The organism is Alcaligenes sp. RM2, from assembly GCF_052931795.1.
This window is the reverse complement of record NZ_JBRFIO010000002.1, coordinates 773,688-790,041: the sequence shown is the minus strand read 5'-3', so window position 1 is coordinate 790,041 and position 16,354 is coordinate 773,688. Positions and strand designations below refer to the sequence as shown.

15 protein-coding genes are annotated in these 16,354 nt (G+C 56.0%); 5 read left to right on the top strand and 10 right to left on the bottom strand.

All coding sequences use genetic code 11. From position 1 onward, the window contains the following. The first annotated feature begins 7 nt into the window (after positions 1-7). The gene (locus ACU6HM_RS10445) at positions 8-913 is read left to right on the top strand and encodes a LysR family transcriptional regulator (RefSeq protein ID WP_009457940.1); all 906 of its coding nucleotides are present in this window, start codon (positions 8-10) and stop codon (positions 911-913) included. Here the strand turns inward: ACU6HM_RS10445 and ACU6HM_RS10440 are convergent. Further along, the gene (locus ACU6HM_RS10440) at positions 897-1,622 is read right to left on the bottom strand and encodes a transporter substrate-binding domain-containing protein (protein ID WP_009457942.1); all 726 of its coding nucleotides are present in this window, start codon (positions 1,620-1,622) and stop codon (positions 897-899) included. The genes ACU6HM_RS10445 and ACU6HM_RS10440 overlap by 17 nt on opposite strands. An 82-nt stretch (positions 1,623-1,704) precedes the next feature. On the opposite strand from ACU6HM_RS10440, the gene ACU6HM_RS10435 reads away from it, so the two are divergent. Then, positions 1,705-2,106, top strand: coding sequence for a DoxX family protein (locus ACU6HM_RS10435; protein ID WP_009457944.1), 402 nt, complete (start codon positions 1,705-1,707; stop codon positions 2,104-2,106). Positions 2,107-2,345: 239 nt separating this feature from the next. Here ACU6HM_RS10435 and ACU6HM_RS10430 read toward each other — a convergent pair whose 3' ends face one another. The 3 genes from ACU6HM_RS10430 to ACU6HM_RS10420 are packed head-to-tail and all read right to left on the bottom strand — an operon-like array spanning position 2,346 to position 4,919. Continuing rightward, positions 2,346-3,707 (bottom strand): sensor histidine kinase, encoded by a 1,362-nt coding sequence (locus tag ACU6HM_RS10430; RefSeq protein WP_254499662.1) that lies wholly within the window; start codon positions 3,705-3,707, stop codon positions 2,346-2,348. Continuing rightward, positions 3,704-4,369: a response regulator transcription factor gene (locus tag ACU6HM_RS10425; RefSeq protein ID WP_009457946.1), complete on the bottom strand. Its 666-nt coding sequence runs from the start codon at positions 4,367-4,369 to the stop codon at positions 3,704-3,706. Before ACU6HM_RS10425 ends, ACU6HM_RS10430 begins: the two co-directional genes overlap by 4 nt. 1 nt (position 4,370) lies before the next feature. Continuing rightward, positions 4,371-4,919, bottom strand: coding sequence for a PepSY domain-containing protein (locus tag ACU6HM_RS10420; protein WP_250756800.1), 549 nt, complete (start codon positions 4,917-4,919; stop codon positions 4,371-4,373). A gap of 222 nt (positions 4,920-5,141) precedes the next feature. Between ACU6HM_RS10420 and ACU6HM_RS10415 the strand changes: the two genes are divergently transcribed. Beyond that, positions 5,142-5,558, top strand: coding sequence for a hypothetical protein (locus ACU6HM_RS10415; RefSeq protein WP_009463842.1), 417 nt, complete (start codon positions 5,142-5,144; stop codon positions 5,556-5,558). Positions 5,559-5,767: 209 nt separating this feature from the next. After that, positions 5,768-7,393, top strand: coding sequence for an acyl-CoA synthetase (locus ACU6HM_RS10410; protein WP_035270964.1), 1,626 nt, complete (start codon positions 5,768-5,770; stop codon positions 7,391-7,393). Positions 7,394-7,615: 222 nt separating this feature from the next. Here the strand turns inward: ACU6HM_RS10410 and pstB are convergent, their stop codons facing one another. The 5 genes from pstB to ppk1 all read right to left on the bottom strand — a co-directional run bounded on the left by pstB (position 7,616) and on the right by ppk1 (position 13,676). Further along, a complete protein-coding gene (gene pstB, locus ACU6HM_RS10405; RefSeq protein ID WP_009463840.1) occupies positions 7,616-8,395 on the bottom strand; it encodes a phosphate ABC transporter ATP-binding protein PstB in 780 nt (259 codons plus the stop codon). A 33-nt stretch (positions 8,396-8,428) separates the two neighbouring features. Then, positions 8,429-9,292, bottom strand: a complete 864-nt coding sequence (pstA, locus tag ACU6HM_RS10400) for a phosphate ABC transporter permease PstA (protein WP_022983498.1) — start codon at positions 9,290-9,292, stop codon at positions 8,429-8,431. A gap of 12 nt (positions 9,293-9,304) precedes the next feature. Next, positions 9,305-10,243 carry a phosphate ABC transporter permease subunit PstC gene (gene pstC, locus ACU6HM_RS10395; protein ID WP_026485253.1) on the bottom strand — a complete coding sequence of 313 codons (939 nt, stop codon included), beginning with the start codon at positions 10,241-10,243 and terminating at the stop codon, positions 9,305-9,307. A gap of 220 nt (positions 10,244-10,463) precedes the next feature. Beyond that, entirely contained in the window at positions 10,464-11,507 is a 1,044-nt protein-coding gene (pstS, locus tag ACU6HM_RS10390) for a phosphate ABC transporter substrate-binding protein PstS (RefSeq protein ID WP_026485252.1), read from the bottom strand. A gap of 96 nt (positions 11,508-11,603) precedes the next feature. Further along, on the bottom strand, positions 11,604-13,676 hold the full coding sequence (gene ppk1 / locus ACU6HM_RS10385) for a polyphosphate kinase 1 (protein WP_009463101.1): 2,073 nt from the start codon (positions 13,674-13,676) through the stop codon (positions 11,604-11,606). 239 nt (positions 13,677-13,915) lie between these two features. Between ppk1 and ACU6HM_RS10380 the strand changes: the two genes are divergently transcribed. Continuing rightward, the gene (locus ACU6HM_RS10380; protein WP_009463099.1) at positions 13,916-15,406 is read left to right on the top strand and encodes a Ppx/GppA phosphatase family protein; all 1,491 of its coding nucleotides are present in this window, start codon (positions 13,916-13,918) and stop codon (positions 15,404-15,406) included. Between the two features lie 163 nt (positions 15,407-15,569). Here ACU6HM_RS10380 and ACU6HM_RS10375 read toward each other — a convergent pair whose 3' ends face one another. After that, a complete protein-coding gene (locus tag ACU6HM_RS10375) occupies positions 15,570-16,352 on the bottom strand; it encodes a GNAT family N-acetyltransferase (protein WP_009463097.1) in 783 nt (260 codons plus the stop codon). Positions 16,353-16,354 lie beyond the last annotated feature (2 nt).

The following is a 16,354-nucleotide window of genomic DNA, read 5'->3' as shown; positions in this document are numbered from 1 at the left end:
TTTAGCCATGCTTACCAGTGATCATCTTGAGCTCTTGCTTGCCGTGGTTGAACACGGCTCCTTCTCCGCCGCCGCGCGGGCGTTGCGCCGCACACAATCGGCCGTCAGCATGGCCGTGGCCAATCTGGAGGCCGAGCTGGATCTGTCGCTTTTTGACCGCAGCCGACGTGAACCTGTACCCACGGCCGAACTACTGGCCATGCTGCCCGACGCCAAGCTGATCGCCAGCCGCTTGCAGAGTTTGCGACTGCATTTGCAGGAATTATCGGGGGGATTGGAAAGCCATTTACGGCTGGGTATCGTGTGCGATGTCGATCCCGAACCGGCGTTGATTGCCTTGCAGGCTCTGGAACAACGCTATCCCGGTCTGGACATAGAACTGCGAACCGCGCCCCAAGACGCACTGGTCGAAGCGTTGCAAAAGCGCGAGCTGGATCTGTGCATTGCCTATGGCGGGCGGGAACTGGAAAGCGTGGGGATTGTGCAATCGCTGTGGACCGAAACCATTAGCGCTGTCGCTGCACCCGGCCATCCCTTGCTACAGGAAAGCCCCAGGCCCCTGGAAGATTTGAAAGCCTACCGGCAGATTGTGATTACCAGCCCCGACAAGGATATACGCAAGGACCGTTCCATGCTCAGCCTGCGTCAATGGAAAACGGACAGTCTGCCCATGACACTGGAACTGGTGGAACGCGGATTGGGCTGGGCGAATCTGCCCCTGTCTTGCCTGCGGCCCTCACTGGAGTCTGGCCGTTTGCACCGTATCCAGTTCTCTACCGGCAGCAATGGTCTGGACTTGCCCATTTATCTTCTGCAATCCAAGGGACAGGATGTGGGCAAGGCGCGGGCCCTGTTCAGACAGGCCCTGCAAGACGAATTGAATACGCGCCTTGCGCCTATTCCGGTACGGTGACATTCGCCTGGCCGCTATCAGCCAGGAACTGCGCCACCATCCCTTCCTTTTTCTGCCGAGCAATAAAAGCCTCAACCCAGGCATGGGCCAGCGTACGCTCCGACGGCACCGCCATGGCCTGACGAATTACAGTGAAACTGTCGGGCAGCACACGCAAGCCGCTGCGGGAGCGGGCATAGCGCTCCAAAGGCTGTCGTACGCCCGCAGCGGCATCCAGCTCTTCTTCCACAAACAGATCAATCGCATCGGCAGAGGTCGTTGCTCGTACCAGATCGGCATGTTTTAAATGACGGCTCAGGAACAAATCGTAGGCCGCCCCTTTGCCAACGGCAATGCACACGCCTTGCTGATCCAGCTGATCCACGTTCTGAAAGGCGGACTTGTCACGCACCAGATAGGTGCCTTCGATATGCACATAGGCTTCACTGAAGCGAATCTTCTCCGCACGCTTGGGATCAATCGCCAAAAAAGCCAGATCCCACTCGTCCCTGTAGACCGCCTCTACGACAGCCTGGGCCGCATCGTAGCCATGAAATTGCACGCTCAGGCCCAGCTCTTGCGCCACGCTGCGCGCCAGGTCCGCCGAGACCCCTTTGGGCGACTGCTCATTGGCACCGCGTTGGGCCAGGACGGGATTGCCATAATTCATGGCAACACGCAAAACCCCGCTGGGGGCCAGTTCTGCTGCGACAGCCTGCTTTTGTGTCATGTAAATGCTCCGTCATACTTTTAAGAACCCGGTCTTCTACAATAACGCACCTTCCTGTCCCACTACATAATGGAGCGCCTGTATGTCTCGTGATGATCTTGGAAAACTCTTGCTGCGTGTCACGGTCGGTGTGTTGATCCTGCTGCACGGCATCGCCAAGATACGTTATGGCATCGGAGGAATCGAAAGAATGCTGATCGCCAATAATATGCCCGGCTTTCTGGCCTGGGGCGTGTACATAGGCGAAGTGATTGCTCCCGTCCTGATGATTCTGGGTTTTTACGCCCGTGCCGGCGGTTTGATTGTAGCCATGAACATGGTCATTGCCTTGCTGCTGGCCCATAGCAACCAGATCGGCAGTTTCAATGCCCAAGGTATTTGGGCATTGGAGTTGCAAGGCATGTTCCTGATTGGTGCGCTCACAGTCGGCTTGATTGGCGCCGGACGCTACAGCCTGGGTGGCGATGGCGGCCCCTGGAACTAAGGCTGGCCCGATTCATGTGCTGAAAAACGCCCGCTTCGCCGGGCGTTTTTCATGGATGATCAAGCTTAACCCCCACCTGCCCCCCCTTGTTCGCCCTAGCCACTCAGTCCGCTGGCCTCAGGTAGCTCTACACTCGACAATACTGCACTTGCACGGGAGTTAAAGTTGGCGTTGGCGTTGGCGTTGGCGTTGGCGTTGGCGTTGGCGTTGGCGTTGGCGTTGGCACCCAGCTTCCGGCCTTAACTTGCCAAGGTCAAATCCAGTCGCAAACCACCTTTTTCCGACGCACTGGCTTGCACCTTCCCCTGATAGCTGCGCGCGAGCTCACGCACAATATCCAGTCCCAATCCAAAGCCTGGATGTCGCTCATCCGCACGCTGGCCACGACCAAACACACGCTCCAACTGCTCCGGCTCCAGGCCAGGACCATCATCTTCCACCACCAGATGCAGCACATTGTCCTGCTGCCACACCTGACACCACACATTCTGCGTCGCCCATTTGCAGGCGTTATCCAACAGGTTTCCAGCCATCTCCTGCAAGTCCTGCTCTTCGCCTTTAAAGATCAACTCCTGATCGGGTAAATCCAGATGAATCTGTTTGTCGCTATGCAAACGCCCCATCACCCGACACAAGGATTGCAGACAACTAGACACATCCGTACGCACACCTATGGCGCGTACCGCCATGGCCCGTGCACGAGACAAGTGGTGGTCAACCTGACGCTGGGCCAAGGCCACCTGCTCGCTAACCAAAGCCGCCAAATGCGGATCTTCGGATTGCGCAGCATTGCCCATAATCGTTAGCGGGGTTTTGACCGCATGGGCCAGATTTCCTGCCTGCGCCCGTGCGCGATCCACCATACCCGCATTAGCACTGAGTACAGCATTGAAATCATCCACCAAGGGTTGAATTTCACTGGGGAAATTGCCACTGACTTGTGGCTCCCGCCCCTCCTGCACATCCAGCAAACGACGTCGCAAAAGATGCAGAGGGTACAAGGCCAGCACCACTTGCAAGATTGCCGCCAGGATCAAACCCACGGCCAAACCACCCAGCGACAGGAACAGAATCCGCTCAAAACGGGCTAATGGTTCGGCCAGCAGCTCCCGATTGCCGGCCACCATGATCTGCAAGCTTTGTCCCTTATCATTCACCTCGTCCAGCTCCTGACGCAACACAACCAGGCGCTGCTTTTCCGGCCCCGTCAGTGACAAGACGCCATTGGGCGAATCGGGAGCATTCACATCCAGAGCCTCGTCCCACAAGGACGTCGAGCGCAAAACCACCGTCCACTGCTCACTGCCCGCTTCCTGGCGTGCAATCTGCCAGTACATACCCGAATAAGGCTGCTCAAATAAAGGATCGCTCAGGCGCGATTGCAAAGTCACCCCATCCGCATTGTCCAGATTCACGTCCGCCATAATCTGGTCCAGATGAGTTTGCAAACGCTGCTCGAACTGACGGTAAACGTGGTCTTGAAACAAGCGGTTCAGGCCCAAACCGGCCAGAACAATACTGATCAGAATCCAGGCCAAAGTCCCCAGCAGCAGGCGGCCACGCAGAGAGCCCAGAATGGTATGACCCCGCAAGGCGATCATGCTTCAGGGTCCACCAGACGGTAGCCCATACCTCGCACCGTTTCGATATAACCGGCGGGCAATTTCTTGCGCAGACGGCCGATAAAAACCTCGATGGTATTGGAGTCGCGCTCGAAGTCCTGAGAGTAAATATGCTCGGTCAATTGAGTACGCGACAGCACTTGGCCAGGGTGATGCATCATGAACGCCAGCAAACGGTATTCATGGCTGGTCAGCGACAAGACCATGCCCGCACAACTGATCGAGGACGAGCGCGCGTCCAGCTCCAATTTGCCCAGCTGCAAACGTGGGTTCGCCTGACCGGCCGCACGGCGCAGCAAAGCGCGCATACGAGCCAGCAGCTCTTCCATGTGAAAGGGTTTGGCCACGTAATCGTCTGCACCCGCATCCATACCTTCGACCTTATCGTGCCAATCATTGCGTGCGGTCAGAATCAGCACCGGCATATTGATGTCCGAAGCACGCCAACGACGCAAGACCGATACCCCGTCCATGCCCGGCAAACCCAGATCCAGAACTACCGCATCAAAGGCCTCTACCTCGCCCTGATAATGGCCTTGCTCACCATCATGAGCCACCTGAACGGCATAGCCGGCCCGTTCCAGCGCCTGCTGCAATTGCGCTGCCAGGGTAGGTTCGTCTTCAACAACCAGTATCCGCATCTTAATGTCCTCGGGAATGCGAGCGTTTCACGCCGCGCACAAGCAGCACTTTGGCGGTCAAGGCATCCACTTTCAGACGCAACAAGCGGTTGTCATCAACCAGCATGCGCAAGTCATACACCCAAAGCTCAAAGCGCTCGTCATATTCAAACTGCACACGCAGCACTCGTCCGGGATAGGTCTCGCGCACCCGCTTCAAGACTTCCCGCAACGGCAAGGCTTCCCCACGGCGCACGGCTTCGCGGGCCTGATCGTGGCCCCGATAGGCCGGGCCCGGAGGCCAGTACGGGCTGGGGCCGAAACGCTCGTTAGGAGGGGGAGGCGGGGGTGGAGGCGGGGGAGGGGGCAAACGACGAAAACAGTCGTCGTCCCCGAGGTAATCATGTCCTGACCAATCCGAACGCTGATTCCTGTCCCACGACGAATCCCCCTTCTGCTTTTTGCTGCCGCAGTCAGGGTAATCGTGAGAATGGGCCAATGCCAATGGCATCACCGCCGTCAAAACGGCGGCCAAACTCATCAGCAAGGCGGATTGTTTAATGGACGTCATAAGAATCGGTACGTGCAGAAAAATAGAGGGATCAAACGATCACTCCCCCTTATATAGCAAGCTGCGGATGAACATAACATGAACAGCAGCTTCAGTTTAGATTCAGAGCCACCTGTCCATAATGGGCACCAGGCTGACAGGACAAACAAACCTTCCCACCTCAAAAGGAAGCTACCCAGGAATCTGACAGCACCACTTTTTGATTACATGAAGGAGCTATACATGAAACGCACTTCCCTCTTTTCTGCCCTGGTATTGAGCGCAAGTCTGTTGGGTGGCACCGCTGCCATTGCACAGGAAGCCACAAGCGCAGCCCAAACACAGAGCACGCAGCAACAAGCCCGTCAGGCCCGCGACCACAAACCGCTGACCGCTGATCAAGTCACCGATATCGGTCCCGCCTACCAGCGCCTAAAAGATGCCGGCTACACCAAAGTGGGCAGCCTGCATCAGCGAGGCGACAACATCATGGCCATGGTGGTCGATAAGGACGGCAAGGTTGTACGTGTCCGTTCCGAAGGTGCCAATGGCGAGTTTACGGTTGTAGAGCGCAAGAACGACGGTCAGCATCGTCGCGGCCACCGCTCCGGTCACGATCAACAACGTGACAGCGCCACGAAAGAGGCCACCAAGTCCTGATCATCACATCACTTTCCCCTAAGCAGTTGATGTTCGCAAGCAGTAGAAGTGACAACACGCGGTTGTTTTAGCAGTAGAAGTCGGTAGCAGGACGAAAAACGGCGCCCCCCCAGCGCCGTTTTTCTTTTCTACTGATTAGCCCGGATAGGGTCATCCCGCTCAAGGCGTTAGGATGGGAGTCTGTTTCACCTTTGGGAAAAGTGTCTCTCATGCTGTCTGCTGATTCGGTTTACTCACAAAGCTACTCGGAATTTCACTGGTCCATCCCCGAGCACTACAACATCGCTCACGACACCTGCGACAAATGGGCTGACGGGTCCGGGCGTCTGGCCCTGATCCAGCAATTGCCCGATGGTCAGATCAAACGCTACACCTTCGATCAGCTCAAAGCCTGGTCCGATTCTTTAGCGGCTGCCTGGCAAGCCCAGGGTATTCAGGCAGGCGACCGTATCGCCATCTTTCTGGCTCAAGGACTGGAAACGGCGCTGGCGCATTTGGCGACCTACAAGATTGGCGCCATTGCCATGCCCTTGTTCACCCTGTTTGGCACGGACGCGCTGCGCTACAGGCTGAATGATTCCGGTGCCAGCACCTTGATTACCGATCAACAAGGCCTGGAGACGGTGTTGCCCTTGCGCGAGCACCTGCCACAGCTCAAACATCTTTACCAAAGTGACAGCCAGCAGGATCAGGGCGATGCACTTTCCTTATGGCAAGCCATTGCCGCCCACCCCGAACCGGCACCGCGCACATTGAATACCCGCGCAGACGACCCTGCCGTGCTGATCTATACCTCCGGCACCACAGGTTCGGCCAAAGGTGCTCTACATGCCCACCGCGTGCTGCTGGGGCATCTGCCGGGCGTAGAGATGTCGCACAACTTCCTGCCCACAGGCGAAGGCCTGATGTGGACACCCGCCGACTGGGCCTGGATTGGCGGCCTGCTGGATGTGCTGCTACCGGCCTGGCATCACGGCATACCCGTGCTGGCCTACCGCTTCCCCAAATTCGATGCCGAGGCTACCTGGAAACTGATGTCCGAGCACGGTGTCACGCATACTTTCCTGCCCCCTACTGCCCTGAAAATGCTGCGTCGCAGCCAATGGTCACGCGAGCAATGGCCTTTGAAGCTGCAATCCATTGCCAGTGGCGGGGAGTCACTAGGCGTACAGTTGCTGGATTGGGCGAAGCAGGAACTGGGCATCACCATCAACGAGTTCTACGGACAAACCGAGTGCAATATGATCGTGTCCTCTTGCTCGGCCTGGTTTCCAGGACAGGCGGGCAAGATCGGCAAGGCCGTGCCTGGTCACAAGGTCGCGATTGTGGATGATCAGGGGCAAATTCAGAAACCCGGCATCGAAGGCCATATTGCCGTGCAGTCCCCCGATCCGGTTATGTTCCTGGGTTACTGGCAACGGCCTGAAGCCACTCGCGAGAAATTTGTGGGTGACTGGCTGCTGACCGGCGACAAAGGCATGCAGGACGAGGATGGCTATATCCAGTTCGTAGGCCGCGATGATGATGTCATCACCAGCTCCGGCTACCGCATTGGGCCCGGCCCGATTGAGGATGGCCTGATGGGGCATCCCGCTGTCGCCATGGCGGCAGTGATCGGTGTCCCCGACCCCGAACGCACCGAAGTCGTGAAAGCTTTTGTGGTGCTGAAGGAGGATATCGAACCGTCCCAGGAACTGGTCAAGGAGATTCAGGAGCACATCAAACGCCGGGTGGCTGCACATGAGTACCCACGGCTGATTGAGTTTGTCGATGCCCTGCCCATGACAACCACCGGCAAAGTCATACGTCATGCTTTACGCAAATTGAGCCAGTAAAGGCACAAGCTGCAGGCGGCACCCGCACAACACAAGGCCGTCGCTACTCCCTTTACTGGAGCCAACGCCGCCCCAATGGATAAAAAAACACCCCAATCCTTGGACGTAAATCCAGCGATTGGGGTGGTTGCCACACAGGAACAACTGTCCCGATGTGGGGGTATGGCTTTATTCAAACTCCAGGCAAAGCGCCGCAAGGCCGCTCTGCCCGCATCCGTCTGATTAACCGAAACGACCCGTGATGTAGTCTTCGGTTTCCTTGCGAGCGGGCTTCACGAAGATCTGGTCAGTTTCACCAAATTCCATCAACTCGCCCAGATACATATAGGCAGTGTAATCCGAGCAACGAGCCGCTTGCTGCATGTTGTGGGTCACGATAACCACGGTGTAATCCGCTTTCAGTTCAGCAATCAGCTCTTCAATCTTGGCCGTGGAAATCGGGTCCAGTGCCGAGCAAGGCTCGTCCAGCAGCAGAACTTCGGGTTTGATCGCCACACCACGGGCAATACACAGACGCTGCTGCTGACCACCGGACAGGCCGTTACCGCTTTGGTGCAGCTTATCTTTCACTTCGTTCCACAGCGCAGCTTTGGACAAGGCCCATTCCACACGCTCGTCCATTTCGCCTTTGCTCAGGCGCTCGAACAAACGCACGCCAAAGGCCACGTTGTCGTAAATGCTCATGGGAAATGGTGTCGGCTTCTGGAACACCATGCCCACTTTGGCGCGGATCAGGGAGATGTCCTGCTTGGACGTCAGCAGGTTTTCATTGTCCAGCAGGATTTCACCTTCAGCGCGCTGGCCGGGGTACAGCTCGTACATGCGGTTCAGCGTGCGCAGCAAGGTGGATTTACCGCAACCGGATGGTCCGATAAAGGCCGTGACCTTCTTTTCCTTGATAGACATGTTCACATTGCGCAGGGCATGGAATTTGCCATAGAAGAAATTCAGGTTGCGGATTTCAATCTTGGTCGATTCGTCGGAGGTAATAATTTGACTCATAGCGTTGGCCGACTAGGGCGCTCCGTGAAAACGTTATTTTTGGCGGAAAAGGCTGCGAGCCAGGATATTGATACCCAAGACCAGCAAGGTAATCAGCACCGCACCTGCCCAGGCCAGACGGTTCCAGTCCTCAAAGGGGCTGGCAGCATATTGGAAAATCACCACCGGCAAGTTGGCCAGCGGTGCGTTCATGTTCAGGGACATGAACTGGTTGTTCAAGGCGGTGAACAACAAGGGAGCCGTTTCACCCGCAATACGAGCCACAGCCAGCAGAACGCCCGTCACGATACCGGGCAAGGCAGCACGGTAGGAGATGGACATCACAATCTTCCACTTGGGGCAGCCCAGAGCCGCCGCGGCTTCGCGCAGACCGTTGGGAACCAGCATCAACATATTGTCTGTGGAACGTACCACCACGGGGATCACCAGAATGGCCAAAGCCAAGGAACCGGCCCAACCCGAATAGTGCCCCACCTGTGCCACGTATACGGCATAGATGAACAGACCAATAATGATGGACGGTGCCGACAACAGCACGTCGTTCAAAAAGCGGGTGGCCGGAGCCAGCCAGCCGCGCTGACCGTATTCGGCCAGATAGGTGCCGGCCAGAATGCCGATAGGTGTGCCGATCAGAGTACCGACGCCAGCCATCATGACACTGCCGACAATGGCGTTCAGCAAACCACCCTCACCACCAGGAGGCGGGGTGCTTTCAAACAACAGGGACCAGGCCATGGCACTGCTGCCCTTTTCAATCAGGGTCCAGATGATCCAGAACAGCCAGAACAGGCCGAAGATCAAGGCAGTAAAAGACACACCCAGCATCAGGCGGTTAAACACCTGCCTGCGTTTGTAAATCGGGTTGCTCAGACTAATTGCGGATTTTTTATCAAACATGGTAGGTGATCCTTAGCGCGACGTGCCTTCGTTCTTGGCCAGACGCAACAAGAGCAACTTGGAGATCGCCAATACAACCGTGGTGATCAGGAACAGGATCAGACCCAGCTCCAGCAAGGCGGATTTCTGCATGCCACCGGCTTCGTTAAACTCGTTGGCCAGTGCAGACGCAATCGAGTTCGAGGGCGAAAACAGCGAGCTTGGCAAGTTAAAGGAGTTACCAATCACAAAGGTGACAGCCATGGTTTCACCCAGCGCACGTCCCAGACCCAACATGATCCCGCCAATCACCCCGTTCTTGGTGAAAGGCAGCACCACACGCCACATCACTTCCCAGGTCGTGCTGCCCAGACCGTATGCGGACTCCTTGAGCATGGGAGGCACCAGCTCGAACACGTCGCGCATCACGGCGGTAATGAAGGGGATCACCATAATGGACAGAATCAGACCGGCGGTAAAGACACCAATCCCGAAGGGGGGGCCCGCAAAGATCTGACCCAGCACTGGCACCCCGTCAAAAAAGGAGATCAGGCCAGGCTGTACATAGCGCTGGAACAGGGGCACAAAGACAAACAGGCCCCACATACCGTAAATAATGGAGGGAATCGCAGCCAGCATTTCAATGGCCGTACCCAGAGGGCGACGCAACCAGGCTGGCGAGAGCTCTGTCAGGAACATCGCAATGCCAAACGAGACCGGCACGGCAATACAGAGTGCGATGAAAGAAGTCAGCAAGGTACCGGCAATGGGCACCAATGCGCCATATTCGTTATTGACCGGATCCCAGTTATTCGTCCAGAGAAAAGAGAAACCGTATTCGGCAATGGATTCCCGGCTTCCATAGATCAGGGAAATAGAGATGGCAGCCAGCAATATGAACACGAGAAACGCAAACGAGCGTGTCATGTTCTTGAAAATGCCGTCCATAAAGGCGTTCTGATTTGATTTCATGTAGACAGATGAAGGGACAGGCCGGAATAGGACGAACGCACTGCAACCGATTCACAGATTCTGTAACAGCCAGGGCTGCTCCAGCCCAACAAACCGGATAACGCTACGCGCTGTGCGTTCAAGACAAAACCGTAATTTTTACATAATAAAGACGGCACCACCTAGAGGTGGGCCGTCTCGCAGGATCAATTTACAACTGACCTGTATTTGAACACGAATCTTACTTCCAGACCGCAGCGCCGTCTTTGGACTTGATCTCCGATGCCCAGGCCGCCTTGATCTGGTCGGTTACGTCCTTAGGCAACGCAACGTAATCCAGCTCTTCAGCAGATTTGGCACCGTTCTCGAAGGCCCAGTTAAAGAAGTTCAGCACTTCTTTACCGTTCTCGGGCTTGTCCTGCACCTTGTGCATCAGGATGAAGGTAGCCGAAGTGATAGGCCAGGACTTTGCGCCAGGCTCTTCGGTCAGAATCACACCCATGCCAGGCGTACCGGCCCAGTCTGCGTTGGCAGCGGCGGCAGCAAAGCTTTCCTGACCAGGCTGGACGAATTGGCCGTCCTTGTTCTGCAACTGGGTCCAGGACAATTTGTTTTGCTTGGCGTAAGCGTATTCAACGTAGCCGATCGAGTTCTGCAGCTGGCGTACGTAAGCAGCCACGCCTTCGTTACCCTTGCCGCCTTGACCGGTAGGCCACTTCACAGCCTTGCCTTCACCAACCTGGGACTTCCAGTCCGGGGACACTTTGGACAGGTAGTTGGTCCAACCGAAAGTGGTGCCCGAACCGTCGGAGCGGTGAACCACCACGATGTCCTTGTTAGGCAAGGTCAAATCGGGGTTCAGCTCCTTGATGGCTGCATCGTCCCACTTGGTGATCTTGGCCAGGTAGATATCGCCCAGTACTTTACCGGACAGTTTCAGCTTGCCAGGCTCAATGCCTTCGACGTTGATCACAGGCACCACACCACCGATCACGGCGGGGAACTGCAACAGGTTTTCTTTTTCCAGTGTTTCGACCTTCATTGGGTCGTCCGAAGCACCGAAATCCACGGTCTTGGCAATAATCTGCTGCTGACCACCACCCGAACCAATCGACTGGTAGTTGACGCGGTTATTCGTTTGTTTGGCGTATTCAGCCGCCCATTTGGCATAGATTGGGTAAGGGAACGACGCACCAGCACCGGTTACGTCTGCAGCTGTGGCAGTAGCCGCAAAAGCGCTGAACGCCAGAGCAATACTTACCTTGTTGAATACACGTTTTAACATCGAGAAATCCTCTTGATGATAGTCAGATCACAGGCCCACCCTGTATGTGTCGTCATAGTAAACAGACTATATGACACGTTCATGACAGTCTGTATTTCACACACCGCCCAAGCGCTGCATCATGCTCAGATGCAGATTGAACGGGGCACCGCGACTGCGGATGCGGTTATAAGTGCCATCCGGATTGGCCTTCCAGGACAACTGGTTGTCACGCAAGGCATAGGTGAAGGCTTCGGCAATAACCCGCTTTTTCAGGCTGCGGTCCAGCACTGGCACACCCAGCTCCACGCGGCGGAAGAAGTTGCGGTCCATCCAGTCGGCCGAGGAAATAAAGACCTCTTCCTGACCGCCATTGTAGAAATAGAAAACACGCGAGTGCTCCAGAAAGCGTCCGATGATTGAACGCACCTGGATGTTCTCCGACAAACCCTTGACCCCCGGACGCAAGGCGCAAGCACCACGCACGATCAGGTCTACCCTGACTCCGGCCTGGCTGGCATCGTAAAGCGCCTGAATGATCTTGGGCTCCAGCAGGGAGTTCATCTTGGCCATGATGCGGGCTTTCTTGCCTGCCAGGGCGCGCTCGGTTTCCGCCTGGATGCGATCCATCATGCTGTCATGCAAGGTGAACGGCGACTGCAGCAAGCGCTTCAGGGGCCGCCAGGCACCCAGCCCGGTCAGCATGGAAAACACCTTGTCCATGTCCTCGCAAATTTCCTGATTGGCGGTAATCAGGCCAAAGTCCGTGTACAGGCGAGCGGTGCGCGGGTGATAGTTACCCGTACCCAAATGACCATAACGCCGGATCGAACCCCCTTCACGACGCAACACCAGTGCCATCTTGGCGTGGGTCTTGTGCCCCACCACCCCGTAACTGACGTGTGCTCCCACCTCTTCCAGCTTGGCGGCCCAATTGATATTGGTCTGTTCGTCAAAACGAGCCATCAGCTCCACCACCACCGTTACCTCTTTGCCAGCACGCGCCGCCGATAGGAGGATATTCATCAACTCCGAATCTTCACCAGTACGGTAAATCGTCTGCTTGATACCGACGACGGCCGGGTCCGCCGCTGCGGCACGCAAGAAGCTCAAGACGGGCTGGAAGGACTGATACGGATGGTGCAGCAGTTGGTCTTTGCGGGAAATCGCCTCAAAAAACTGTGCGGGGGATTCAAATGAAGAATCAAACGGCGCCGGAATAGGCGCACGGTAATCCGGGAACAGAAGATCCGGACGGTCTGGCACATTACACAGCTGCATCAGGCGCGTCAGATTGACCGGGCCGCTGACGCGATAAGTATCTGGCACATCCAGCGAAAACTCGCTTTGCAAAAAGCGCTCCAGGCGCTCGGGCATGGAACGGTCAATTTCCAGACGTACGGCCGCACCAAAGTTACGTTGCGACAGCTCACCCTGCAAGGCGGCGCGCAAGTTGGTAACTTCTTCCTCGTCCACAAACAGATCGCTGTTACGGGTAACGCGCCACTGATAGCAGCCCTTTACGTCCATGCCGGGAAAAAGCTCGCCCACAAAAACGCTGATCAGGGAAGTCAGCAGCATATAGCCTTGGGGAATGCCGGCGATATCATCTGGCACACGAATCACACGTGGCAAGGCACGGGGTGCCTGCACAATGGCAATCGTGCCGGTGCGGGCAAAGGCGTCTTCACCGCTCAGCTCAACAATGTAGTTCAGGCTTTTGTTGTAGACGCGCGGAAAGGGATGCGCCGGGTCCAGACCAATAGGCGTGAGCAAAGGCATAACGTCACGCAAAAAGGTTTGATATGCCCATTCACGCTGAGCAGGTGTCCATAGCGCGGTCAGCAGCAACCCTATGCCTTCATCCATCAAGGTCGGCAAGACCTCGTCCATCAGCAAGTCGTTTTGTTTCTCGACCAACTGGTGAGCCGCAGCCTGCACCTTGTCAAACGCTTGTTGAGGCAAAAACCCGTCATCCCCCACTTGATGAGGATTTTGCAAGATCTGTTCTTTCAGACTGGAAATACGAATTTCAAAGAATTCATCCAGGTTAGAACTCACGATACAGATGTAGCGCAAGCGCTCCAGCAAAGGCGTGGTCGAATTTTCGGCCATGGCCAGCACTCGCTCATTGAACTTGAGCAAGGACAACTCACGGTTTAGCAAGGTTGAATCTGGAGAAGGCAGCATGGTGAGGTCGTTAAAAAGCCAAAGAAAATGGGATCGTGAGACTTTTACTACATGAATGTTACAGCTCTATGACCCGTAGCAATTCAAGTCTAAAACAGCTCTGCCTGGCAGGAGCGCAAATATCACATCGCCTTTCCCAAGATGCTTTCATCTAACTTTTCTTAATTTTCCGGTTTATGTAACAAAACCCATGATTAATGTCCTTATAATCGCACAGTAATCATCCCGAGCGATGCCTCATGGAACAACTTCTTGCCGCTGTGGACCTGGGCTCCAACAGCTTTCGTTTATCCATTGGACGAGTGGTTCAGCACAACGGTCATGCCCAGATCTACACCATTGACCGCCTGAATGAATCCGTCCGACTCGCCGCTGGCATGGGTCCCGACAAATACATCAGTCCCGATGCCATTGAACGCGCCGTAGTCATTCTGAAACGCTTCAACGAACGTCTGGCCGGTTTTCACCCCAATCGCGTTCGCGCTGTAGCCACCAATACCTTTCGGGTGGCACGCAATTTAAGCGAGGTTCTGCCGGCTGCCGAGGCAGCCTTTGGCTTTCCTATCGAGGTCATCTCCGGCCACGAGGAAGCCCGCCTGATTTTCTCCGGAATCAGCAACGAGCTGCCACCCTCCCCCAATCGCCGTCTGATGATCGACATCGGCGGCGGTTCGACCGAAGTCATTATTGGCAAGGGCCTCAAACCTCTGCTGCTGTCCTCGCTCTACATGGGCTGTGTCAGCTATACCGACAAATTCTTCTCCGATGGCGTGATCACCGAAGAGCGCATGAGCAATGCGATCCTGACGGCTCGTCGCGAACTGGAAGGAATTACGCGCCAATACCGCAAAACGGGCTGGCAGGAAGCGTATGGCTCCTCCGGAACCGCCAAGGGCCTGATCGCCATCCTGCAAGAGAACGGCATGTCCAAAAAGGGGATTACCCTGGAAGGCATGGAGTTGCTGCGCAAACGCCTGGTGCACGATGGCAAGGTGGACACACGCAATCTGAGCGGCATCAAACCACACCGCGCGCCCGTGCTGGCGGCAGGTCTGGCCATTATGATGGCCGCCTTCCAGGAGCTGAAGATTCGCCAGATGCTGCCTGGTGAAGGCGCACTGCGTGTGGGTGTGCTCTACGACATGCTGGGGCGCGAATCGGAACACGATCAGCGTGACCAGACCGTTCAGCAAATGATGAAGCGCTATCAGGTCGACACACGCCAGGCCCATCGTGTGCACGAGGCGGCGATGAAGTTCTTCGCACAACTGAAGCTGCCCGACACCCCTGAAGTGCAGGAACTGCAGCGTCAATTGGGCTGGGCTGCCGATCTTCATGAAGTGGGCCTGAGCATTGCACACGCGGATTACCACAAGCACACGGCCTACGTGCTGGAACATGCCGATATGCCCGGCTTTTCCAACGACGACCAAGCCTTGTTGAGCTTCCTGAGCCTGGGTCACCAGGGCAAGCTGGGTAAACTCAAGCGCTTTGAGTCCAATAACGCCTGGTGGCTGACATTGCTGAGCCTGCGTCTGGCCGTCATGCTGATGCGCCGTCGCGAGGACAGGGAAACCCTTCCGCTGAGCCTGCAAGCGCGTGGCAAGACCGTCATGATTCATCTGGATCACGAATGGATGGCCAGCCATCCCCTGTCCCAGGCCTCCTTGCTGGCTGAAGTACAGGCTTGGCAAAGCGATATCAATGATCTGAGCCTGGAGCTGGTCTGACAAGGCCTGCTGGACCTGTAGCGGCTAGGTGGTGGGCCAAGCCAAGCAGATAATCAGAACCTAAAAAACCCCCGAAAGTTGGATTGCCATCCAACTTTCGGGGGTTCTTTTTATTCGCAGGCCCTATTCAGGCCCGACTTGTTCAGGCCTGAGCAGTACGCAATCAGACCAGGCCAAAGTGACGTTTATAGCGCTCGTCCATGGCTTCCAGATCCAGCAGGACAGGAAAGTCTGCCGTATTGAAGTCCGGATCCCAGGCAGGCTCCCCACAAATCGTGGCCCCCAGCTTCAGGTAGCCTTTGATCAGCGGTGGAATGCGCGCTGGCAAATCGCTGTTCAGTCGTTCAACCGGATAGCGATTCAAGGGCTGCACATGCGGAATGTGCTTGTTGTCCTGCATGGATTTTTGGGCCACACGCCAGACTTCGGCGGCGGTGACGCCATCATCACGCAAACTGACACTGGCACAACCCAGAAGGTAACGGTAACCACCTACACGCGTCAGGGCAGCAATACCACCCCACAGCATCATGATGGCCGAGCCATTACGGTAGTCGGGATGGATGCAGGAGCGCCCAACCTCAACCAGGCTGGGGCGCAGCGCATCCAGGGCACTGATATCGAATTCGGACTCTGAATAATAGCCGCCCGCTTTATTGGCATTTTCAGGGGTCAGCAAGCGGTAGGTTCCTACAACCCGGTTTTCTTCGGGTTCGGTAACCATGAAATGCTCGCACCAGGGGTCGAAGCGGTCTATATCCAGACCATTGTGCTGGTCTGGAAAGACGGCGTTCATTTCCTGGGTGAAAACCTGAAAACGCAAGCGCTGAAGACATTCAAGCTCAGCCTGGGTACGAGCCAGGCGCAAGGCCAGGCCTCCAACGGTATGACCTGCCCAAGTATTCGCCCAATCCACTTCAGTACGTTCGCGCTCAAGATTTAGCATCG